At 71.7% G+C, this 23223-nt stretch carries 16 protein-coding genes; 3 read left to right on the top strand and 13 right to left on the bottom strand.

Annotation, left to right across the window (positions count from 1 at the left end; genetic code table 11):
* Positions 1–101 precede the first annotated feature (101 nt).
* Positions 102–1286 carry an FAD-dependent monooxygenase gene (locus ACWFRJ_RS13870; RefSeq protein ID WP_453528749.1) on the top strand — a complete coding sequence of 395 codons (1185 nt, stop codon included), beginning with the start codon at positions 102–104 and terminating at the stop codon, positions 1284–1286.
* 37 nt (positions 1287–1323) lie between these two features.
* Here ACWFRJ_RS13870 and ACWFRJ_RS13865 read toward each other — a convergent pair whose 3' ends face one another.
* The 7 genes from ACWFRJ_RS13865 to ACWFRJ_RS13835 all read right to left on the bottom strand — a co-directional run bounded on the left by ACWFRJ_RS13865 (position 1324) and on the right by ACWFRJ_RS13835 (position 9188).
* On the bottom strand, positions 1324–1524 hold the full coding sequence (locus ACWFRJ_RS13865) for a tautomerase family protein (RefSeq protein ID WP_453528746.1): 201 nt from the start codon (positions 1522–1524) through the stop codon (positions 1324–1326).
* Positions 1525–1605: 81 nt separating this feature from the next.
* Positions 1606–3909, bottom strand: a complete 2304-nt coding sequence (locus ACWFRJ_RS13860; protein ID WP_453528743.1) for an ATP-binding cassette domain-containing protein — start codon at positions 3907–3909, stop codon at positions 1606–1608.
* A gap of 62 nt (positions 3910–3971) precedes the next feature.
* Positions 3972–5765, bottom strand: a complete 1794-nt coding sequence (locus ACWFRJ_RS13855) for a gamma-glutamyltransferase family protein (protein ID WP_453528740.1) — start codon at positions 5763–5765, stop codon at positions 3972–3974.
* Positions 5766–5837: 72 nt separating this feature from the next.
* On the bottom strand, positions 5838–6701 hold the full coding sequence (locus ACWFRJ_RS13850; protein ID WP_453528737.1) for a PhzF family phenazine biosynthesis protein: 864 nt from the start codon (positions 6699–6701) through the stop codon (positions 5838–5840).
* Positions 6698–7672 carry an LLM class flavin-dependent oxidoreductase gene (locus ACWFRJ_RS13845; RefSeq protein ID WP_453528734.1) on the bottom strand — a complete coding sequence of 325 codons (975 nt, stop codon included), beginning with the start codon at positions 7670–7672 and terminating at the stop codon, positions 6698–6700. Before ACWFRJ_RS13845 ends, ACWFRJ_RS13850 begins: the two co-directional genes overlap by 4 nt.
* 59 nt (positions 7673–7731) lie before the next feature.
* Positions 7732–8688, bottom strand: a complete 957-nt coding sequence (locus tag ACWFRJ_RS13840; RefSeq protein WP_453528732.1) for a hypothetical protein — start codon at positions 8686–8688, stop codon at positions 7732–7734.
* Entirely contained in the window at positions 8685–9188 is a 504-nt protein-coding gene (locus ACWFRJ_RS13835; RefSeq protein ID WP_453528729.1) for a VOC family protein, read from the bottom strand. Before ACWFRJ_RS13835 ends, ACWFRJ_RS13840 begins: the two co-directional genes overlap by 4 nt.
* 202 nt (positions 9189–9390) lie before the next feature.
* Between ACWFRJ_RS13835 and ACWFRJ_RS13830 the strand changes: the two genes are divergently transcribed.
* Complete coding sequence (locus tag ACWFRJ_RS13830) at positions 9391–10095, top strand: O-methyltransferase (protein ID WP_453528726.1); 705 nt, start codon at positions 9391–9393, stop codon at positions 10093–10095.
* Positions 10096–10178: 83 nt separating this feature from the next.
* Here the strand turns inward: ACWFRJ_RS13830 and ACWFRJ_RS13825 are convergent, their stop codons facing one another.
* The 6 genes from ACWFRJ_RS13825 to ACWFRJ_RS13800 all read right to left on the bottom strand — a co-directional run bounded on the left by ACWFRJ_RS13825 (position 10179) and on the right by ACWFRJ_RS13800 (position 22278).
* Entirely contained in the window at positions 10179–11672 is a 1494-nt protein-coding gene (locus tag ACWFRJ_RS13825) for a 4-hydroxyphenylacetate 3-hydroxylase family protein (RefSeq protein ID WP_453529653.1), read from the bottom strand.
* A 95-nt stretch (positions 11673–11767) separates the two neighbouring features.
* Complete coding sequence (locus tag ACWFRJ_RS13820) at positions 11768–12376, bottom strand: flavin reductase family protein (RefSeq protein ID WP_453528724.1); 609 nt, start codon at positions 12374–12376, stop codon at positions 11768–11770.
* The gene (locus ACWFRJ_RS13815) at positions 12363–14387 is read right to left on the bottom strand and encodes a chorismate-binding protein (protein ID WP_453528721.1); all 2025 of its coding nucleotides are present in this window, start codon (positions 14385–14387) and stop codon (positions 12363–12365) included. Before ACWFRJ_RS13815 ends, ACWFRJ_RS13820 begins: the two co-directional genes overlap by 14 nt.
* Complete coding sequence (locus ACWFRJ_RS13810) at positions 14384–15601, bottom strand: 3-deoxy-7-phosphoheptulonate synthase (RefSeq protein ID WP_453528718.1); 1218 nt, start codon at positions 15599–15601, stop codon at positions 14384–14386. Before ACWFRJ_RS13810 ends, ACWFRJ_RS13815 begins: the two co-directional genes overlap by 4 nt.
* A gap of 83 nt (positions 15602–15684) precedes the next feature.
* The gene (locus tag ACWFRJ_RS13805) at positions 15685–20334 is read right to left on the bottom strand and encodes a non-ribosomal peptide synthetase family protein (protein WP_453528715.1); all 4650 of its coding nucleotides are present in this window, start codon (positions 20332–20334) and stop codon (positions 15685–15687) included.
* 66 nt (positions 20335–20400) lie between these two features.
* Positions 20401–22278, bottom strand: coding sequence for a non-ribosomal peptide synthetase (locus ACWFRJ_RS13800; RefSeq protein ID WP_453528712.1), 1878 nt, complete (start codon positions 22276–22278; stop codon positions 20401–20403).
* A gap of 495 nt (positions 22279–22773) precedes the next feature.
* On the opposite strand from ACWFRJ_RS13800, the gene ACWFRJ_RS13795 reads away from it, so the two are divergent.
* Positions 22774–23220, top strand: coding sequence for a MarR family winged helix-turn-helix transcriptional regulator (locus ACWFRJ_RS13795; RefSeq protein ID WP_453528709.1), 447 nt, complete (start codon positions 22774–22776; stop codon positions 23218–23220).
* Positions 23221–23223: the final 3 nt, after the last annotated feature.

The raw sequence follows: 23223 nt of genomic DNA, 5'->3' as shown, positions 1-23223 counted from the left end.
CATAACTTCGGCCCTACGGGCAACAAGTAGACCGTAGGAGGGGCCACTTGCCGTCCCTCGCGCACACCCCCCGCCACCCGACCGAGTACCCGTGAGGTGTCATGCGAATCGCGATCAGCGGAGCCGGACCCGGCGGCCTTTACACGGCTGCGCTCGTCAAACGGCTGCGGCCGCGAAGCGAGATCGACGTATGGGAGGTGAACGCCCCCGACGAGACCTTCGGCTTCGGCGTCGTCTTCTCGGAGGGTGCGCTCGGCGGTATCGAGGCGGCCGACCCCGCGCTGTTCGCCGCGCTCGGCGACGAGTGCGCCCACTGGTCGAGGATCGACGTCCACCACCGGGGCCGCACCTCGCGCAACGGTGGCTACCGCTTCTCGGCGATCGGCCGCCGCGCCCTGCTGGCCATGCTGCGCGACCGTTGCGCCGACCTCGGCGTCACCGTCCGCCACGGCACCCGCGCCCCCGAGGCGGACGTGCTGGCCCGGACGTACGACCTGGTGGTGGCGGCCGACGGCGTCAACTCCGCGACCCGCGAGGCCCGTCGGGAGGAGTTCGGTACCGAGACCACCCGACGCGGCTCCCGCTACCTGTGGCTCGGCACCGAACGGCCCTTCACCGCCCTGACCTTCGCCGTCGCCGAGACGGAGCACGGCACGCTGCACGCCCACGCCTACCCCTACGCCCCCGGCCTCAGCACCTTCATCGCCGAGGTCGACGACCGGGTGTGGGAGGCCGCCGGGTTCACCGAAGGCGACACCGATGTGCCGGACACCTCCGGGAGGAGTGACACGGACCGGCTCGCCGACCTCTTCGCCGACGTCCTGGACGGGCACGGGCTGCGCACCAACCGGTCGCGCTGGGGCCGCTTCGTCTCCGTCCACAACCGGCGCTGGAGCCACGGCTCTGTCGCTCTCCTCGGCGACAGTGCGCACACCACCCACTTCTCCGTCGGCTCGGGCACCCGGCTCGCCATGGAGGACGGCCTGGCGCTCGCCCTGGCGCTGGACGACCACGGGTCGGTTCCCGAGGCGCTCGCCGCCTACCAGGCCGCGCGCCTGCCGGAGGTCGAGGCCATGCAGCGCACCGCGCGGACGAGCCAGGAGTGGTTCGAGGAACTGGAGCGGTACGCGGACCTCGAACCGGAGGCGTTCAACGCCCACCTGATCACCCGCAGCGGCCGCCTCACCCGCGACGACCTGGCCTCCTGGTCCCCGGAGCGCGTCGAGCAGATCCGGGAGCGCTTTGCGCGCGCCGACCGCAGCCCGCGCGGGACCGCCGTCCGCTGAACCGGCGGTCCGCCCGCCCCGGCGGCCGCGGGGAGCGTCATGAGGGGGAGGCGCGCCGCTCGGCCATGGACCGGCCCCCCACGAACCAGTGGTCCGCAGGCGCCTCCTCCACGATCACCCGGACGGCCTCCGCCGGTGTGCCGAGCGCCTCGTGCGCGGCGGCCGTGAGTGCCTCGCCGAGCGCGGCCACCTCCTGCGGGGACCGGCCCTCCAGCAGGGTGACCCGGATGAGGGGCATGCCCGACTCCTTCCGATCCGATTTCTGTCACGGTGCTCGAACGACTTTCCGTCGCGGTCCCGGGACACCCGGGACGACGTCTCAGGACGGGAGTTGCCTGCGGGCGGTCCGCAGGTCGGCCGCGAGACTGCGGCCCGTGTGCGAGTCCTTCGACCCGGCCAGTTCGGCGGGCGTGCCCTCGAACACCACCCGGCCGCCCTGGCTGCCCGCCTCCGGGCCGAGATCCACCACCCAGTCGGCGTGCTTGACGACGTCCAGGTCGTGCTCGATCACCAGCACCGTGTTGCCGCCGTCCACGAGCCGGTCGAACAGGCACAGGAGTCGGCGCGTGTCACTCATGTGCAGCCCCGTGGTCGGCTCGTCGAAGACGTAGACGGTGCCGGTCTCCTTCAGGCGGTGCGCCAGCTTGAGCCGCTGCCGCTCGCCGCCGGAGAGCGTGGACAGCGGCTGGCCCAGGGTGAGGTAGCCGAGTCCGACCTCGGCGAGAAGAGCCAGCTTGCGCCGTACGGGCGCGTCGTCGAAGAAGTCCGACGCCTCCTCGGCGGTCATGGCGAGGACATCGACGACCGTCCGGCCGTGCACGGTGTGGCGCAGGGCCTCGTCATTGAACCGGCGCCCCTCGCAGCGTTCGCACACCGTGGTCACCGGGTCCATGAAGGCAAGGTCGGTTTCGATGACTCCCTTGCCGCCGCACTCCGGACAGGCGCCCTCGGAGTTGAAGCTGAACAGCCCCGGCTTCTCGCCCGAGACACGCGCGAACCGCTGGCGCAGGCTGTCCATGATGTCGGTGTACGTCGCCGGGTTGGACCGCGTGGAGATGCCCACCGACGACTGGTCGATCACCACCGCTTCCGGGTGCTGCGCGAGGAACACCTTCGATACGAGAGTGCTCTTGCCGGAACCGGCCACGCCGGTCACCGCGGTGAGCACCCCGGTGGGGAAGCCGACCGTGACGTCTCGCAGATTGTGCAGGTTCGCCGCCCGGACGGTCAGTTCGCCGGTCGGGGAGCGGACCGCCTCCTTGAGCCCGGTCACGCTCCGCAGCTGTTTCCCGGTGACGGTGCCGGAGCGGCGCAGCCCCGCCGGGGTGCCCTCGAACGTCACCTCGCCGCCGTCGCGCCCGGCCCCCGGGCCCATGTCGACGACGTGGTCGGCGATCGCGATGACATCCCGGTCGTGCTCCACGACCAGCACGGTGTTCCCCTTGTCGCGCAGGGCGAGCAGGATGTCGTTCAGCCGCCGCACGTCCCGCGGGTGCAGGCCGACGCTGGGCTCGTCGAAGATGTACGTCAGCCCGGTCAGGCTGCTGCCCAGGTGGCGCACCATCTTCAGCCGTTGCGCCTCGCCGCCGGACAGCGTCCTGGTCTGCCGTCCGAGGCTCAGATAGCCGAGCCCGACCGACTGGACGCGCTCCAGCGCGGCCCGCGCGCCCGTCACAGCCGGCTTGACGGAGGGCGCGTCGATCCGGGCGAGCCGCTCGATCAGGTCGGTGATCTCCATGGCCGAGAAGTCCGCGATGTTGTCGCCGTCGATGCGTGAGGCGAGGGCGGCCTCGTTCAGCCGTCCGCCGTGGCAGACGTCGCAGGGGCCCTGGGTCACCACCCGCTCGATCTCCGCGCGCTCCTTGCTCTTCGCGTTGTCGAGGCCGGGGGTGATGTACCGGCGGGTGAAACGCTCGACGATGCCCTCGTACTCGTTCTTGTAAACGCCGTTGCGGCCCGCCCGGTCGACCGTGAACCCCTTCCCGTGCAGCAGCAGTTCGCGGTCCTTCGCGGAGAAGCCGCGCACCGGCCTGTCGGGGTCGAAGAGCCCGGACTCGCCGTACAACTGCCACTGGAAGGTGCCGACCGCGAACGAGGGGAAGCGGATGGCGCCTTCGTTGAGGCTCTTGTCCTCGTCGAGCAGCTTGCCCAGTTCCAGGCGGACCGTCGTGCCGAGGCCCTGGCACTCCTCGCACATGCCGCGCGGGTCGTTGGGCGAGTACATGTGCGAGGGGCCCGCGCTGGGCGTGCCCGCGCGGGAGAACAGCACCCGCAGCGCGGGCAGGATCTCGGTCATCGTGCCGACTGTGGAACGCGCGTTGCCGCCGACCTGCCGCTGGTCGACGACGATCGCCGTGGAGAGGTTCTCCATCACCCCCGCGTTCGGCCGTTCGTACTTCGGCATCCGGTTGCGGACGAAGGCCGGCAGGGTCTCATTGAGCTGCCGCTGCGACTCGATCGCCAGCGTGTCGAAGACCACCGAGGACTTCCCCGACCCGGACACCCCGGTGAAGACCGTCAGCTTCCCTTTGGGGATGCGCAGGTCGACGCCCTTGAGATTGTTCTGCCGGGCCTCGCCCAGCACGATGAAGTCCTCGTCGTGGTTCTTCCGGCGAGCCGCCATGTCAGCACCTTCCGCATAGGACGGGTGATTTCCCTCGGGAAACCATTCCATGTCCTCCTCTGCTACCCCGCGACCGCGTACGCCTGCGCGCCGCGCGGACTGGCCGCGCCCAGCACAAGACCGGTGCCGGTGAGCCCGGTGGCGCACACCTTGCTGAGCGAGTAGTCGGCCACCAGGTCCACCTGGTGCCCCCGCCGCCGCAGCGCCTCGACCTCCGCCGCCGGCCAGCCGCCCTCCAGGACCACGGTCCCCGGGCGGAACCGGCGAGGGGCGAAGGACGTGGGCACGTGGTCGGTGTGGAAGGTGCGCGCCTCGATCGCCGCCTGCGGGCCCATCCCGTGCTCCGTGTGGTGCAGGAAGAAGCTCAGCGTCCACTGGTCCTGCTGGTCGCCGCCGGGCGTCCCGAACGCCAGGTACGGCCGGCCGTCCCGCAGGACCAGGGTCGGGCTGAGGGTGGTCCGCGGGCGCTTGCCCGGCGCCAGCGTGTTCGGGTGGCCGGGGGTGAGGGTCGCCATCTGCCCGCGGGTGCCCAGTGGGAAGCCAAGACCCGGCACCACCGGGGAGCTCTTCAGCCAGCCGCCGCTGGGCGTCGCCACCACCATGTTGCCCGCCGCGTCGGTGACGCTGACGCAGCACGTGTCGCTGGTCGCAGCGGTCAGTTTCATGATCGCCGGGATGCCCTGTTCCAGCTCGCCCAGCCAGGCCGGGTCCGCCGGTGCGACGCTCTCGTCGTGCAGCGGCGGCAGCAGCGGCTCGCGCCCGCCAGGCCGCCCCGGCCGCAGTTCCCGCGAGGCCCGAGCGCCGAGCAGCGCCCGCCGCGCGGCGGTGTACGCCGGGTCCAGCAGGGCGTCGACCGGCACATCCGCGTGGTCCGGATCGCCGTACCAGGCCTCGCGGTCGGCGAAGGCGAGCTTGGCGGCCTCGACCACCGTGTGGACGTACTCCGCGCTCTGCGGACCCGTCGCGGCGAGATCGGCGTCGGCCAGCAGGGCGAGCTGCTGGAGGAAGACCGGGCCCTGCGACCAGGGCCCCGCCTTGTGCACGGTGAGAGAGCGGTGATCGAGGGTCAGCGGACGCTCCACGTGCGGCCGCCACGCCGCGAGGTCCGCGCCGGTGAGCAGGCCGCTGTTGCGGCGGCCGGTGGAGTCCATCTCCTCGGCCTTGGTGAGATAGGTGTCGATCGCCTCCGCCACGAAGCCGCCGTAGAACGCCTCCGTCGCCGCGTCGATCTGTCCCTCGCGGCCTGGGCCGGACGCCTTCGCCTCGGCGACCAGCCGCCGGTAGGTGCGCGCAAGGGCCGGGTTGGTGACCCGCTCCCCGGCACGCGGGGCGACCCCGTCGCGCAGGTAGGTACGGCCCGACTCCGTCCAGGTGTCGCGGAACAGCTCCGTGAGCGCGCCGATCATGGCGGCGCACTTGGGCAGCACCGGATAGCCGTCCTGCGCGTAGCCGATCGCCGGTTCCAGTACGTCCTCCAGAGGCAGCGTGCCGTACTCCTTCAGCAGACGGAGCCAGGCACCGACGGCGCCGGGAACGACGGCGGGCAGCAGTCCGGAACCGGGAACGACGGCCAGACCCCGTTCGGTGAAGGCCTCCACGGTCGCCGCCGCCGGCATCGGGCCCTGCCCGCAGACGACGTCGACCGAGCCGCTTCCGGAGCGGTGGGCGAGGATCGGCACGTCGCCGCCCGGCCCGTTGAGATGCGGTTCCACCACCTGGATGACGAAGGCGGCGGCGGTCGCGGCGTCGAAGGCGTTGCCGCCGCGGTTCAGCATGGACATGCCCGCTGTGGAGGCCAGCCAGTGGGTGGAGGCCACGGCGCCGCGAGCGCCGTGCAGTTCTGGTCGGAAGAGCACCTGGGAGGATCCTTTCTCGTCGCAGGGCCGTACGGGTCGTACGGGGTCGTACCGCGTGGGGCCCCTGGCGGCTCAGGGCCGTCCGGGGGGTGTCATCCGGCCGGACGCGGTGGCGGTGACTCGGCCGTGGACCGTGGCGGCGTGGGCCTGGCCCTCGATGAGGTCGACGGTGCAGGAGAGAGTGGCAGGGCGGCCCAGGTCCTCGCCCTGGCGGACCTGGAAGCTGTGGCGGCCGTCGGTGCCGGGCAACGCCTTCTCCCGGCCGAGCCAGACGCCAAGACCCAGCGCGGCGGAGGCGCAGGCGGGGTCCTCGGGCATGCCGTAGCCGGGGGCGAACACACGGACGCGGGCGGTGCGGTTCGCGGGGTCCCACGCGAGGAGCACCGCGTCCGGGCAGTCCTCCCAGACCGGGTCCCTCAGGTCGGCTGCCGCGCGGGCCAGGGCCTTTGCGCCCACCGGCAGGACGTGGAACGCCGGCCCGAAGCCGGTCAGGTGCGGGGTGCCCGCCAGGTCGGCGTCCGTCAGACCGCACGCCGCCAGCAGCGGGGCGGGGTCCCACTCCGGCCGCAGGAGCGGCTCGCCCGCGACGGACACGGTGGAGCCGTCGGCCCCCGCGATCACGGTGAGCTGCCGCCCGCCGCACTCCTGCACCGCCTCCCCGGCCGCCAGCCGTCCGGCGCGCACCAGCGTGCTCGCGGTGCCCACCGCGCTGTGGCCGCCGAACGGCGACTCGCCTGACGGGGTCATCACCCGCACCCCGTACGTCGACCCCGGCAGGCGGGGCGGCACCACGAAGACCGTCTCGGTCAGGGCGGTCTCCCGGGCGACGGCGAGCATGTCCGCTGCCGAGAGATCCGCGGCGTCGGGGACCACCCCGAGGGCGCAGCCGTTGTACGGGGTTTCCGTGAACATGTCGACGATCTCGTACGCGATCAACGTCCCTCTCCTTCGCCGTAGGGGTCACCGCCCGCTCCGCCGCCCGGCGGGGCCGTCACGGGTACGGTCCGTGGCGCCGTCCGGCGCCCGGGGCTGAGCAGCACTTCCTCCGCCACGGCCTCCAGCACCCGTGGGTCCCCCTGGTACGGGAAGGACGCGCGCGGCCAGTGCACCACCACGTCGGTGATGCCCAGTTCGCCGAAGCGGCCCACCGCGTCCCGGTAGGACTCGACGGAGTCGAGGACCCCGCCGACCAGGGCGCCGGTCAGCAGCAGCCGGTTCAGCGTGGCCGGGTCCCGGCCGGTCGCCTCGCACGCCGTGTCAAGGCGGTCCAGTTGCCGGGCGATGTCCGGCAGCGCCTTCTCGTAGGGCAGGGCGTCGAAGCGGCCCGGGGGACCGGCGGTGACCCAGGTGTCCGCCCGTCGGGCCGCGAGCCGCATGCCGCGCGGGCCGGTCGCGGCGACGGCGAACGGCACCCGGGGCCGCGTCAGGCACCCGGGATTCACCGGCACGTCGTCGAAGGCGTAGTGCTCGCCCGCGTACGAGGTGCTCCGCTCGGTCAGCAGCCGGTCCAGGGCCTCGACGAACTCGGCAAAACGGTCGGCGCGTTGGCGCGGGGTCCGCTCGGTGGGGTCCACCACCCGGTCGTCCAGGCCGCCCGCCCCCGCGCCAAGACCGCAGACGAAGCGACCCCCGGCGATGTCCTCCAGCGACATCACCTCCTTGGCCAGCGTCACCGGGTGGCGATAGGTGGGCGTGGCGACCATCGTGCCCAGAGTGATCCGCGAGGTGACGGCCGCCGCGGCGGCCAGGGTGGGGACGCCGGCGAACCAGGGCTCGTCCCGTAGCCACCGCCACATCAACTGGTCGTACGTCCAGACGTGGTCGAAGCCCAGTTGCTCGGCCAGGACCCACTGTTCGCGCGCCCGCGACCAGCGCCGCTCGGGCAGGATCACCACTCCGTGCCGCACGCGTACTCCTCCTTCGTTCCTTCGTCGTGTCGTGCTTGGCCGTGTCCCACGCTGTCCGGTCAGGGCGCGCTGTGGTGCAGCACTCTCGGCCTGAGCTGCCCGGCGGAGGCGTCGATCCGGCCCAGGACGGTCGCGAAACCCTCCTCGTAGCCCCGCCGGACCTCTTCACAGCGCAGCTCTTCGGGGAAGGCGGCGTCCTCCTGCGGGGTGAGGCCGGGATAGAGGCCGTTGGCCGCCACGTCCTGCGTGATCGCGCGCAGCCGGGACCGCAACTGGTCGACCAGCTCCGTCGCGTCGACCGGCGCCCGCAGGGTCAGGAAGTAGTGGTCGTAGATGAGCGCCTGGGTCTCGGGACGAGTCGGCGTGATCTCCGCGGCCGACTCCTGGAGCAGCGACCGGCCGCCCGGCACCAGCTTGGCCGCCACCCCCGCGTGCACCGCGTGGTACATCCGCACCGCCTTCTTCAGCCGCTCTGCCTCGGGCGTTCCCTCCCACTCGGTCTTCTTCCCCCGCAACAGCGAGCGCACGGGCACGAAGTCGGGGGCCCAGGTGCCGCTGAAGCTGCGGTGCTGGAGGTACATGCTGGGCCGGATGACGGTGCCGTAGACGTCGGCGGGGCAGGAGCTGGTGTACAGCAGCATCGCGGTGTAGGCGTCGGTGAGGTCCGTCATCGCCCGCAGGGAGGGGGCGGGATCGGAGTGGGAGCGGGCCTGGTGCAGGGCGTGCGCGGTCAACTGCCAGATGGCGAAGGTCGCCTGGTGGCCCGTGATCCAGCGGAACCAGAACAGCTGGTGGGAGATCTCGTCGGCGGCGAGGGCAGGGCCGGTCCGCGGGCCCGGTCCGCTGCGGTCCACGCGGGAGGGGTCGGCGGGCCGCACGTCGGATATCGCGGTCTCGGTACCCGGTGCCGGCGGCTCGGGCAGCGTCAGCGGCTCCAGGCCGTAGGGGAAGTCCCCGAAGTCCCAGTCGTCGGGCACCGGCAGTTCGGTGACGGTGCGGTGAACGCGCGTGTTCATCGGTCTCCTCCTGGTGGTGTGTAGGCGAACTCGAACTCCAGGCCGTTGACGTCCAGGACGTAGCAGCTCTGGACGCCGTCCGCGTCGATGACGATGTCGGTGGGCAACTCGTCGCCGGCGAAGCTGAAGCGGCCGGATTCGTACAGCCGAAACCAGCGCTCGCGCCAGGCCCGCAGCTCTTCCGGGGAGCCGGTGGCCAGGCAGATGTGCTGGAACTGGCGGGTGTTGGCGCCGGGGACGGCGTCGTCGTGCCCGGTGCGTTCGAAGAGGTGGAAGCGCAGACCGGCCACCATCACCTCGGTCAGCCGGGTGATGCCGGGCAGGCGGCTCAGCGTCAGGTCGCAGAAGGTGTCCAGCGTCCAGTTGGTCCGGCAGCCGAAGAACTCCTCGTACCAGGCGACGCAGTTGTCGAGGTCGTCCGTCTGCACGCCCACGTGGTGCAGTTCCGGTACGAGGCGGAGGTCCGTCGGCCGCTCTTTCGTGGTCCCGGTTCGCGGCAAGATACTGCGCTCCTCTCATTGCGGTCATGCCAGAGGGATCAAAGGGCTTTCTTTTTTCTCGTTCAGGCAGGCGATTTCCCGGAAATCCGTCGACTAACCGCGGCTAACCGACGGAGATAAGTGGACCGAGTGAATCCGTAGATTTTCCAGAATTTTTTCCGTCCGGGTACCGAATGTTCTCCGCACAGGGAACAGTGGAGTCATGACACAAAATCAATGGAGTGCGGTGGACGGCTACTTCGACGCGGTTCTCGGTGACGAGGATTCCGCGCTTGCCGCCGCCGCCCAGGCGCACATCGGATTCGATCTTCCCGATATCGGGGTCTCCCGCTCCCAGGGAAAGCTGCTGCATCTGCTGGCCCTCGTCCAGCGCGCCGAGCGCATTCTGGAGATAGGCACCTTCGGCGGGTACAGCTCCATCTGGCTCGCCCGCGCCCTGCCGCCCGGCGGACGGCTGGTCACCATCGAGTGGGAGCGCTCGTTCGCCGAGACCGCCGCCGGCCACCTGGAGCGGGCAGGCGTCGCCGACCGTGTCGAGCAGAAGGTGGGCCGGGCGCTCGACATCCTGCCCGACCTCGCGAAGACCGCGGAGCAGCCCTTCGACCTGGTCTTCATCGACGCCAACAAGCCCGACACCCCGGAGTACTTCGACTGGGCTCTCGAACTCTCCCGGCCCGGCGGCGTGATCGTCGTCGACAACGTGGTGCTCGGCGGCGCGGTCGCCGACGCCGACAACCCGGACGGCGGCGTCCGCGGAATGCGGCGCTTCCACGAGAAGGTGGCCGCAGAGCCCCGGGTGAGCGCCACCACGATCCAGACGGTGGGCGCCAAGGGCTACGACGGCTTCACCCTGGCCGTGATCCTGCCCGTCCCTGGCACCCGGCCCGAGGCGCCCGACCTGCCCTGACGCCCGGCGGGAAGCCGGCCCCGCGGGGGCGGCGGCGCGGACACCTGCCGCCCGCCGCCCCCGTCGCCGTGCGGCCCCGGCGCTCATGCCTGGTCGGGCCCGATCAGGTCCGGCGCCGTCCAGCCGTCCAGGTCGTACTCCGCCATGCACTCCTCGGCGAAACCCCGGTAGTCGTCGACAAGGCCGGACGCCGTCTGCGCCATCAAGAGCTCGATACGCACGTTCTCGTGGCTGCCCGAGTAGTTGCGCTCGTACAGCTCGTGGCGGCCCGCGAACTCCGTGCCCACCGAGTCCCAGATCAGCTTCATCAGCTTGACCCGCTCCACCGAGTCGTATCCGTTCGACCCGCGCATGTACCGGTCCAGATGCGGCCGCAGTTCGGGGTTCTTGAAGTCCTTGGCGTGTGAATTCAAGTAGATGAGGCCGCTGCTGAGGTCCTGGAGAATGATCTCGCGGACCCGCGGATATCCGATCGTCATGAACCAGCGGTACGCCATTCCGTAATCCAGGTTCGGCAGCAGTCCGCCGTCGTGCCAGCCGTTCGGATTGCGCGCCATCGCGTCGCTGAGACCCCAGAACATGTTCCGCCAGGCGAGCACTTCGCCCACCCGGGTCTGAATGCCCCGGAAGTCCTTCGTCCCGGTCACGTCCAGACCCTTGAGCAGCAGGCCGGCCAGGAAGTCGAGTTTCACCGCGAGCCGGGTCACTCCGTGGAAGGTCAGCCGGTGCGTGAACCCGGAGGTGTTCAGGAAGGTGCCGGCCTTGGCGGTGTCGCCGTAGATGAAGACGTTCTCCCAGGGGATCTTCACCTTGTCGAGGATGAAGACGGTGTCGTTCTCGTCGAGGCGGCTCGACAGCGGGTAGTCGAACGGGCTGCCCATCCGGTTCGCGGCCAGCTCGTAGGACTGACGGCAGATCAGCTTTACCCCCGGCGCGTCCATCGGCAGCGTCGCGACGAGCGCGAACTCCTTCTTCTTCACCGGCAGTCCGTAGTGCGCCACGAAGTTGAAGTGGGTCAGCGCCGACCCTGTCGCCACCACCTTCGCGCCGCTGACCACCAGGCCGTCGTCGCACTCCTTCTCGACGTGCACGAACACGTCGCCGACCTCGTCCGGCGCCCGGTCGCGGTCCACCGGGGGGTTGATCACCGCGTGGTTCCAGAACAGCACCCGCTCCTGCGCCTCCGTGTACCAGCGGCGGGCGTTGTCCGCGAACTCCCCGTAGTACTCCGGGTTCGCGCCCAGCGTGACGAGGAAGCTCGCCTTGTAGTCCGGGCTCCGGCCCATCCAGCCGTACGTCATCCGGGCCCACTTGGCGATCGCGTCCCGGTCGCCGACCATGTCCTCCACACTGCGCGGCACCCGGAAGAACTTGTGCGTGTAACCGTCGCTGCCGGTGTCCGTCGGTGTGGTCAGCGTGTCGTGGTGCTCCGGGTCGTGCAGCGCGTCGTACAACCGCGCGGTCATCCGGGCCGTGTTGCGGAACGCCGGATGCTTGGTGACGTCGTCGACCCGCTCCCCGTACGCCCATATCTCCCGGCCGTCACGGATGCTCTCCAGGTACTCGTCGCCGGTCATCGGCCGCGTCTTGCGGCGCGGTCCGGTGTCCCCGGTGGTGTCGGGGCCGGGGGCGCCGGCCGTGTCCGTGCTGTGCGTCGTGTCCGTCATGTGCGTCAGTCCCCTGTCCTGTCCGCCCTGCTGGGCTCGTCGTGTAGTGGGAGGTGCGCCACCGGGTCCATGCCGTCCAGGCACAGTGACCAGGCGCCGAGCGAGTCGTCCGGCACCAGCTCCGGGAAGGCGCCACCGTGGAACAACAGCGGCCGCCCCGGGCGGCTTTCGAACTCCTCGACGCTCCCGATGTGCAGCGTGTGGTCGCCGCCGTCGTGGATCTGCCAGGGCCGGCAGACCAGATGGGCCACCGTGCCCGCAAGCCGCGGGTGCGGCCCCTGCTCGTCCACCCACGGCACCGGCTCCGCCATGGGCCGTCCGGCGAAGTGCATCGCCAGGTCGCGCTGCGAGGCGTCGAGGATGTTGACGACGTAGTCGCCGTCCTCCCGCAGCAGCGCGCCCGCCCGGCTGCGCCGGTCCAGCGCCACCAGGGCCAGCGGCGGGTCAAGGGACACCGAGGTGAAGGCGTTGACCGTCGTGCCGTGTACGAGGTCGCCGCGGCGGCAGGTGATCACCGTCACCCCGGTCGCGAACTGGCCCATGCAACTGCGCAGGGCACGAGGGTCGATGGGGCGGGGCGCGGTGTCCACGCCCCCTCGCTCAGGCATGCTCATGGGTCCCCCTGGACTCCCGGGGGCCGGTGCTGTGTACGCCGGGTACACCGGGTACACCGGCCCCGTAGCTGTCGTGGACGCCCGGCCGGTGCGCCGCGGCCGGTGCCAGGGCGCCGGTCAGCAACTCGGCCAGGATGCAGGGGCCGTCCTGGGTCAGGAACGACTCCGCGTGAAACTGGATCGTGGACAGGGCAGGCCCGCGCAGCGCGATCACCTCGTCGCCGACGAGCTGCACCTGGACCGGGCCGCCGCCGAACTGCGGGCGCAGCCAGTCCTCGTCGGCCCGCGCGACGTAGCTGTTGTAGAAACCGGCCATGCGCGGCTTGCCCCACAGCGGGACCCGCAGCCGCCTGCCCTGTGCCGGGTCGGGCAGCCGGGTGACCCGCAGCCCCAGCAGGGTGCACACCGCCTGGTGCCCCAGGCAGACCGCCGCCAGCGGCAGACCGGCCGCGAGTCGTTCGGCGGCCGTGGCCCGCAGGGCGCGCACCCGGGGGTTCGCCTCGTCCCGCGGGTCGCCCGGGCCCGGACCGAGCAGAACCACGCCCGGCGTTCCGGCGGCGCCCGCACGCGCTGCCCGGGCCCAGGGCACCAGCCGCACCGCGCAGCCCAGCGCCCGCAGTTGGTGGGCGAGCATCGAGGTGAAGCCGTCCTCGGCGTCGACGATGGTGACCTCGGTGCCCGCGACGGACCGGGCGGCGGGTGCGTCAGCGGTCCCCCGCAGCCAGAAGGCCGCAAGACCGTCGTTGCGGGCGGCCAGCGCGCCGCGCACCGGACCTGCCTCGGCAAGACCGGCGGCGGACGCCGGGACGGGGACCCTCGCCGACCGCCGCCCCGACAGGGCGTCCAGCAGGCCCGACAGCTTGGCGGTGGTCTCCGCCGTCTCGTGCGCCGGCACCGACTCCCGCACGACACTGGCGCCCGCCGTCAGCCGCACGGTGCCGTCCGCCCCGAGGTCCGCCGTGCGCAGCGTCAGCGCCGCGTCCAGCTGCCGCTGCCCGTCCGCGCGGCCCAGCAGTGCGATGACCCCGCTGTAGTAGCCCCGGCCGTGCGGCTCGTACCGTTCGATCACCCGGCAGGCGTTCTCCACCGGGCTGCCCGTCACGGTCGGCGCGGGCATCGTGGTGCGCAGGATCTCGGTGAGCGGGCGATCCGAGTGGCCGGAGAGGTAGTACTCGGTGTGCGCGAGGCGGGACATCCACTTCAGGGACGGTCCGCTGACCCGTACGCCGTCGCCGCACAGGGACGCCATCATCTTGAGTTCCTCGTCGACGACCATGTAGAGCTCGTCGGTCTCCTTGGGGTCGCGCAGGAAGCGCAGCAGCCCCGGCAGGTCGGCGCCGGTCCGCGGGTACCGGTAGGTTCCACTGATCGGGTTCATCTCCACCCGGTCGCCCCGCACGCGCACCTGCTGCTCCGGGGTGGAGCCGATGAAGTACCGGTCGCCGGTGAAGATCAGAAACGTCCAGTACGCACCGGTCTCCGCCGTCATAAGGCCGCGCAGCACCGCGAGGGCGGCGGTGCGGTCGAAGGCGCGGATCCTGCCGTACAGACTGCGGGCCAGTACGAAGTTGGAGCCCTCGCCGCGGTGGATCTCGCGGTGGACGATGCCGTCCACCGCCGCCGCGTAGCCGTCGTCGTCGACGTCGAAGCGGGTCTCCTCCACTTGCGGCGCCCGGTCCGGCAGGCAGGCCAGCAGCCGGTCGAGCGGGACGCGCCGGTGCTCGCGCACCTCCATGGCGAGCAGCGGCTCGCCGTCGTCGGGGTGCGCGAAGCCGCGCTCCCGGATCTGCCGGTAGGGGGCCAGGACCAGGGTCTGAGTGCCGTCCGGGCCGCCGTCCAGGTCCAGTTCGAGAGTGTCCAGGTCGCCCGCGCGCCGTACCGGGCCACTGAGGATCTCCACCGGTGCCGCGCGGTCGGCGCCGGGGCGGTGCAGCACCGCGAAGGGCCGGCCCGGCGGTGGCAGCAGCACGTCGTGGGCCTGCGCCGGAGCGGTGGTGAGGGTAGTGGTCATGCCACAGCCCCCACGGGAAGCCGCCAGTGCGCGGCGGCGGCGACGGCCTGGACGAGGCTCAGCCGGGGATCGCACAGACTGCGGTAGCCCGGCCCGCGGGCCGGCCTGCGGCCCGCGCCCTCGCACTCGGAGATGTCGTCGGGGGAGGCCTCCAGATGGAGGCCCGCGCACCGCCCCGAGTTCTCGGCCAGGACGTCCACGCACTGCCGGATCTCGGACATGATCGCGTCGAGGCGGCGCGTCTTGAGCCCGTCGGGCGTCTTCACGGTGTTGCCGTGCATCGGGTCGCACATCCACAGCACCGGGTGCCCGGCTTGCCGGACCGCCCGTACCACCGGGGCCAGTTCGGCGACCCGACCCGCTCCGAACCGGGCGATCAGGGTCAGCCGGCCCGGGGTGCGGTGCGGGTCGAGCACCGCGCACAGGTCAAGGACCTCGTCGGCCGTGGCCTCGGGCCCGATCTTGCACGCCACCGGGTTGTCCAGCTCGGCCATCAGCCGCACGTGCGCGGAGTCGGTCTGCCGGGTGCGCTCGCCGATCCAGGGCCAGTGCGTCGACGCCAGATAGCTGCCGCTGTCCGCGTGCCGCCGTACCTGGGGGAGTTCGTAGTCGAGCAGGAGTGCCTCGTGACTGGTCCACACCCGGTCCTCGGGTGCGGCGCCCTCGCCGCGGCCGAGCCGGTCGAGGGCGGTGACGGCGCAGCGGGCGGCCTCCAGGCCGGTGACGACGCGGGACGGGTCGGGGGTGCGGTCCTCCTCGCAGGCGTCCGGCGCGTTGACGACCGGGCCCCGGAACACCGGGAGCCGCCCGCCGGGCACGGTCTCCCAGTCGTCGGAGCGGGGCTTGGCGAACTGCCCGGCCATCCGCCCGACGCGTACCACGGGCAGCCCGGAGCCGGTGCGCATGACGTCGCCGAGGACGTCCAGCATCTCCACCTTGCGTGCGACGTCGCGCGGTTCGCACTCGGTGGTCAGCTCCACGCAGTCACCGGCCTGGATGAGGCAGAACTCGCCCTCGGCGGCCCGCGCGAGGAGCGTGTGCAGCTCGCGGACGCTCGCGTACGACACCAGCGGGGACTCACGGGCCAGCCGGTCGTGGACCGGGGGCAGCAGGGAACGGTCGGGCCACCGGGGCTGCTGGCGGGCGGGGAGCCCGGCCACCATCGAGGCGATCAACGGGTCGTGTCCGGCACCCGGAACGGGGTATCGAGGCATGCTGTCGGCCTTCGTTCGGAGGCGGCACGTGGGGGTGGACGCCTGCGGATGTCTGGGTGGGGGGAGCCGCTGGGCGGCCCGGTCTACGCGCTCTGGCGCCCGGGGGGCCGGCGGTCCAGCTCACCGGCCGCTTCGAACCAGCGGATCATGCGGGTCAGGGAGCGGCGCTCGATGTCGGGCCAGTGCAGTCCGAGCCGGTCGAGGAGCCGGGTCGTCCGCTCGTTGGCGTAGGTGTTGTCGCCGAGTTCCAGCGCACCCTCCCGGAACAGCGGCACGGCCGCGGCGAGGGCGTTGCCCCCGGGGCGACGGGCCGAGTCCTCCAGACGGGTCAGCCACTCCTCGGCCGGAACCGTGTCGAGCGGGTGGCCGCAGTCGCGGACGGCGGCGTGCACAGGCGTGAAGTCGGAGCCGCGCGGGTGGAACAGGTGGTACGTGGCGCCGTCGGCGGACGGCTCGCGGGACAGGGCGTGCACGGCCCTGCCGACGAAGTCCACCGGCAGCAGGTCGGTGGTCAGCTCCTCGGCGGGAGGGGCCGAACCGAGTTCGATGAAGCTCTTGATCTGCCGCCACAGGAAGTCGTCGGCCTGGCAGGCGCCGGTGACGCTGTCGCCGGAGATCCGGCCGATGCGGTAGACGGTCATCGGCATTCCGCGCTCGCGGGCAAGACGGGCGATGCCCTCGGCCACCCACTTGCTCTGCGTGTAGCCGATGCCGAGCCCCTCACACGTGCCGGGCACCGCCTCCTCGGTGATCGGCCCGCCCTCGCGGCCGGGGGCGAACACGGCGACGGTCGACATGTGGTGCACGTGCTTGAGCCGTCCCGCGGCGGCGAACTCAAGGACGGAACGCAGCCCGTCGACGTTGGTCGGCTTCACCGAGGCGTACGGCAGCACGAAGTTGATGTGCGCCGCCGCGTGGTGGACCGCCTCGACCGACTCGGCCAGGTCGGCGTGGTCCGCGTCGGACAGTCCCATCCGGTCCCGGGCGAGGTCGCCGGGGACGGCGCGCACCCGGTCCCAGGCGATGCCGCCGGCGATGCCGTACCGGTCGGCCGTGGTGTGCAGCCGGGCCAGGGCGGCGTCCGCGTCGTCGGCGCGCACCAGGCAGGTGACCGTGTGCCCGGGGACGGCCGCGAGTTCGCGCAGCAGCCAGCTGCCGAGGAAGCCGGTCGCCCCGGTGAGCAGGATCCGGGTCGCGGCGTTCGGCGCGACCGGTTCACGGTTGCCGGGCCGGACGGCGTCCGGCAGGGTCACGTCGGCGCGCAGGTCGGCCGCGGGCTCCGTGAACGCATGAGTGCCGCCCGCCCGGCGCTCGTCGATCCGCGCGGCCATTCCGGCGACCGTGGGGCTGTCGAACAAAGCGCGCAGCGGGATGTCGACCTCGAACAACGTCCGCAGCCGGTAGACGAGTTCGGTAGCGATGATGCTGTTGCCGCCCAGTGCGAAGAAGTCGCCGTCGCGCCCGGGGGAGCCGCTGCCCAGGACGTCCGACCAGGCTTCGGCGATCGCGCGTTCGGTGCCGGCCCGCGGCGGCTGGGCCGTGCCCGATCCTTCGTCCGCGCGCCGGTCGCGCACCTCCTGGGCCAGTCGCCCGGCCAGCCCGGCCCGGTCGATCTTCCCGCTCGGCGTGGTCGGCAGCCGGTCAAGGCGGACGAGGTGCGCGGGCACCAGGTACTCGGGCAGCCGCTCGGCCAGTGCGGCCCGCAGCCGTATGCCGTCGTCGGCGCCGTCGCCCGTGACGGCGGCCACCAGCCGCCGGTCGCCGGGCCCGAACTCCACCGCGACCACCGCCGAGTCGCGCACCCCGTCGAGGGCGTCGAGGCGGGCCTCCACCTCGCTCGGCTCCACGCGGTAGCCGCGGATCTTGATCTGGTCGTCGGCGCGGCCCAGGTACTCCAGGTCGCCGCGCGAGTTCCACCGCACGAGGTCGCCCGTACGGTAGACCAGCTCGCCCTCGGCGCCGTAGGGGTCGGGCAGGAAGCGGCGCGCCGTCTCCTCGGGGCGGCCCCGGTATCCCGGCGACAGGTGGGGGCCGCCGATGTACAGCTCACCCGTGACGCCCGGCGGGAGGAGTTCGCGGTCCGGGCCGAGGACGCGCAGCCGCATCCCGTCGACCGCCCGCCCGATCGGCGGAGCCTCGGGCCAGTCGGCGGGTTCGCCGGACAGCTCGTGCCAGGTGGCGAGGTGGGTCTCGGACGGGCCGTACATGTTGAGCAGCCGCGCCCGGGGGTGCCGGGTGAAGAACTCCCGGATCTGCGGGGAGACGACCAGCGCCTCGCCCACCGAGGTCACCTCGCGCAGCGCGTCGCAGCGCAGGTCCTCCGCGACGGCGAGGGCCGCGAACCTCTGGAGCGCGATGTATGGCAGGTACAGGCGGGTGACGTCGTGCTCGGCGACGAAGGCGGCCAGCCGGTGCAGGTCCTTCTGGAGTTCGCCCGGGATCAGGGCGAGCGTTCCGCCGACGCAGAGCGTCCCCAGGATCTCCATCACGGAGACGTCGAAGGAGAGCGTCATGTACTGGAGGGTGGTGCCGGTCGCCCCGCACGGGGAGACCCGGTCCTGTGCGGCGACCAGGTTGCCGACCGTGCGGTCCTTGATGACGACGCCCTTGGGGGCGCCGGTCGACCCGGAGGTGTGGATCACATAGATCTCGTCGTCGGGCGTGCGGGCGGGGCCGAGCGGCGCGGGGTCGGCCGCTGCGATCCTCTCCGCCTGTCGGTCGGTCTCCAGCAGTCTTGTCCCGGGCGGGAGTTGTGCACCGGTGGCGCTGTCGGTGAGGACGAGGAGTGCCTCGGTGTCGTCGAGGACGTACGCCACCCGCTCCGGCGGGTGGGACGGGTCCAGCGGGACGTAGGACGCCCCGGACTTCACGACCGCGAGCAGTCCCGCGACCATGTCGACCGAGCGGGGCAGCGCGATGGCGACCCGGCGGCCCGCCGCCGCGCCCTCCTCGCGCAGGACCCGAGCGAGCCGTCCGGCCCGCTCGTCGAGTTCCCGGTACGTCCACCGGCGGCCGCCGTCGGTGACGGCCACGGCGTCCGGGGCGGCCGTGGCCTGCCGCTCGAAGAGCTCGGCCACCGGCACCGGGGGCGCGGAGCGGTCCACGCGGTCGTCGTGGGCCAGCACCTCCCGCTCCTCGTCGGCGGCGAGCAGACCGAGTTCGCGGACCGGAGTGTCCGGCGAGGCCTCGGCGAACCGGGACAGCAGTCGGCCGAGCCGCTCGCCCATGCTCCGCGCAGTCGCCTCGTCGAAGAGGTGCGCGTCGTACTCCAGGCTGCCGTGCAGCCCGTCCGCCTCCCGGGCGAACACCACCGACAGGTCGTACTTGGCGCCGTGCGCCATGTCCCGCCGGATGCTCAACGGCGTTCCGTCGTAGGTGACCTGGGCGGAGCCGGGGTCGGTGAGGACGAGCATCGTCTGGACGACGGGCGTGTGACCGCCACCGCGGTCGGGCCGCAGCCGCTCGACGACCTTGTCGAAGGGGGCCCACTTCAGCCGCAGCGCGTCGGCCACCTCCTCGCGCGCCCGCCCCAGCACCTCGCGCACGGTCATCGAGCCCGCCACGTTCTGGCGCAGCACGACCATGTTGACGAAGTAGCCGACCAGGTCCTTGGTCTGCGGGTCGTCCCGCAGGGAGACGGGCGAGCCGATCAGGACCCGTTCCTGACGGGTCAGCTTGGCGAGGAACGTGCCGTACACCGCGAGCAGCGACATGAACAGCGTGACGCCCTCGCGTTCCGCGAGCCGTTCCAGCTTCTCGGTCACGGGGGCCGGAACGTGCAACGGGACGGTGCCGCCCCGGTGTTCCTGCGTGGCGGGCCGGGGCCGGTCCGCGGGCAGGGCGAGTACGGGCAGCTCCCCGGCGAGCCGGTCGGCCCACTCGTCGAGCAGGCGCGTGGTGCGTTCGGGCGTGAGGTGCGTGCGGTGCCAGTGCGCGAAGTCGGCGTACTGCGGGCGTCCCGGCACGGCCTCCACCGGCAGGCCCCGTCCGATGCGGTCGTAGGCGTCGAGGAGTTCGCGCAGGAAGACACCGGCCGAGGCGGCGTCGGAGGCGATGTGGTGGATGTTGCAGACGATCGCGCTCTCCCCGCCAGGACCGAGCGCGCAGGTCACGGAGAGCACCGGCCCGTGCTCCAGGTCGAGGCGGGTGTTCGCCACCCGCTGGGCGAGCGCGTCGAGTTCCTTGTCGTCGCCGTAGTGCTCGATGCCGTAGTGGAAGGCCGTGTCGTCGTCGGAGACGACCTGGAGGAGCCGGGCGTCACGTAACGCGTAGGTGGTGCGCAGGACTTCCTGGCGCCGCAGCACCCCCGCGACGGCCCGGCGCAGCCGGTCCCCGTCGAGCCGGAACGGCAGCCGCGCCAGGAACGGCCCGTTGTACGCCTGGGGGGTCGGCAGGTACTGGTCGATGAGCCAGATGCCGCTCTGGCCGAACGAGGCCTCCGCCGTGCCGCCGCTGCGCGGCGCGGACCCGGCCGTCACCTCCTGCCCGTCCTGCCCGGCGGAGCCTGACCGGCTCTGTGTGAGCCGATCGGCCACCGCCGCCGCGCTCTGCCCGCCAAGGCCACCGTCGGATGGCGGGTCGACGCCGAACACGGACCGCAGCACCGCGCCCAGTTCGTCCAGCAGCGCGGGATCGTCGCAGTGGTCCAAGAAGGGCTCGTCCGGTCCCAGGCCGGGAGCCCGGAGTGTTCTCCGTGCCAGGTTCAGAATTGCCGTGATCAAGGGGTTGTTCACGGGTTTGCCACCCTCCTCGGACGTCGGGCGACCGGCCCGACGTGCCGGTCGCTGTCCGGCGCTCCGTCAGCCCTGCGACGACGAAGAGGTGGTGGCTGCCTGGTCGCGGGACTCGTCGATGAAGCGCGCGAGCTGCTCGACCGTGCCGTGCCGGAAGACCGACTCGGTGGTGATCTCGATTCCGAATATCTTCTGGAGGCGGGAGGCCAGCTGCACGAAGTGCAGGGAATTCCCGCCGTGTCCCAGGAATGAGTCGGTGGTCGAGAACTCGTCCATTCCGGAGATTTCGATCCAGGCCTGGAGGACGACACTTTCGAGGGGGTTCTGCATGGTCTTCTTGCCTTTCTCTGAATTCTCGTTCTGGTTCTTCTGGACTTTCTTTTTCTTCTGGGATCCCACGGTGAGCGCGGTGCGGTCGATCTTCCCGTTCACGTTCGTCGGCATTTTCTCCAGATGCCGGAACGTGGAGGGGACCATGTGGGAGGGCAGGTCCGCCGAGAGCCCCCGGACCAGGTCCCCCGGGGCGGCCGGGCGGCCGTCGGGGGTGGTGTAGAAGGCGACGAGGTGCTTCTCGCGGGTGTCGTCGTCCTCGAACGCCTTCACGGCGGCGTCCGCGATCCCGTCGAGGGCGCGCATCGCCAGCGTCACGGCGCTGGTCTCCACCCGGAACCCGCGGATCTTCACCATGCTGTCGGACCGCCCGACCAGCACGATGTCGCCGTTCTTGTTCCGCCGTGCGAGGTCTCCGGTGCGGTAGAGCGGCCCGTCACCGTTCGGGTCCTGGGTGAACTTCTCGGCGGTCAGCTCCGGCTGGTCGGCGTACCCGAGCGCCACACCGGTGCCGCCCACGCAGAGTTCGCCCACCTCGTCGGTGGCGCAGGGGCGCATCAGCGGGTCGTAGACGTCCAGCGCGACCGCCGGCAGTGGCCGTCCGATCGGGACGACGCCGGCGCCGTCGACGTCTGCGGGCGAGGTCAGCGGGTGCAGGGCGGTGATGGAGGAGTTCTCGGTGCAGCCGTAGCCGTTGTAGAGGACCGCGTCGGTGTGCGCCAGGGCCCGTCGCAGGTGGTCGGGGGAGGGGAAGTCGCCGCTGAGCAGGACGATCCGCACCGAACGCAGGCATTCGGGTTCCTGGTCGACCAGGGCGTTGAACAGGCCGCAGGGGAGGCTGAGCACGGTCGCGCCGCGTTTCTCGACGGCCTCGCGCAAGTCCGGCAGCGAGGGCAGTCCGGGGGGCATGGGCAGCAGGGTGGCGCCGTGCAGGAACGCCAGCCAGATCTCGATGGTCGATGCGGCGAACGAGAACGCGGCCGACTGGGTCAGTCCGTCCTCGGGGGTGATGTCGAGGGGACCGCTGTGCGGTCCAAGACGCGCCAGTCCGCGGTGCGCGATCCGTACGCCCTTGGGCCGGCCCGTGGAGCCCGAGGTGTACATGAGGAACGCGGTGTCCTCCGGGCCGGTGCCGGGGTCCGGGTCGCCGTCGAGGAGGCCCTCGCTGCCCCTGACGAGGTCGTCCCGGGCGAGCGCGCCGTCGCGGACGTCGGGGGGCAGAACGTCGGGGTCGTCGCAGATCACCGGCGACGGGCGGGCCTCGCGGAGGATGCGGGCGAGGTACTCCGGGGGATACGCGGGGTCGAGCGGAACCACGCAGCCCCCGGCCTTGAGGACCGCCAGGAGGACCGCGTAGAGGTCGGGGGACCGGCGCATGTGCACTCCGACGCGGTCGCCTCTGGTGACACCTCGGTCCTGGAGGTGCCGAGCCATCCGGTTGGCCCGCCGGTTGAGGCGGTCGTACGTGACCCGTTCCGTGCCGTCCGCAAGGGCGACGGACCCGCCGTGTGCGCGGACGATCTGTTCGAAGAGGGTCGTCAGGACGAGAGGAGGTGCCGAGGTCGGTGGACTTCCCGTCCGTAATAAGGACGGGACATTCACGTTCTTTTCCATGATCGCTGATCTCCTCGGGTGGGGGTCCGGAGGGAGGGCTCCCGCAGTTCCACGGATGCGCACCGCGCATTCCGTGCAGAACCTGATTCGGGCTTGTGCATTGTCAGCGGAGAAGGGAAAAAATGTAATTTCCTTATGGAAATCGATGCTAACCACGATTTCGCGTCGATGTCAAACGTCCATGCTTTTCCGCAGGTTGAGTGGGTTTTTCCGTGCTTTACGCGCGTACGTCGGCCGACGGAATAGGGCATGAAGTACAGCCCCGTCGCCGTATCGTCTGATCTGACCGTCCGGTGCGGGTCGACCGGTGCGCGTCCGCGACCGGCCCTCGCACTCCGGTACCCCTGGTTGGCGCGATTACGCCCCCAGATGGTGTCCTCAGGGAAAACAGTTCCCGGCCACCGCGATGGCCCAGGCCCGCGACCCCTTGATATCTTGGGGTTCCCCCCCACCGGTTACCCCGTACCGGAAGCGCACATGACTCCACGAGACGGCTTGACCCCCACCCATCATCCGGAGCCGACCGTTCTGCAGGCGGCCCTGACCCACCTTCAGTGCCTGTTCGTCGCGCGCCGGTCCCGCGTCAACCCCGAGGGCGTCAACTGGCACCAGTACGACACGCTCGAACTTCTGCGGGCGCGCGGTTCCATGCGGCCCTCCGAACTGAGCGACGTGCTGGAGGTCTCCCGGCAGACCACGTCGAAGGCCCTGCGCGTGCTGAAGGACCTGAACCTGGTGAAGCAGGTGGCGGCCGGAGAGGACCGGCGCGAACTGAGCACCTCCCTCACCCCCGAGGGCCACCTGTTCCTCGCCCGGATCGCCCGCGGCCACCACGACATCGGACAGCTCGCCGCCGCGGTTCTCACCGAGGGCGAGAGCGCCCTTTTCGCGGAACTCTGCGAGAAGGTGTCCGCGGCCATGGAGTCCGACCAGGCACGGTGACGG

The organism is Streptomyces sp. NPDC055239 (genome assembly GCF_053606205.1).
This window is presented reverse-complemented; position numbering and strand designations above follow the sequence as displayed.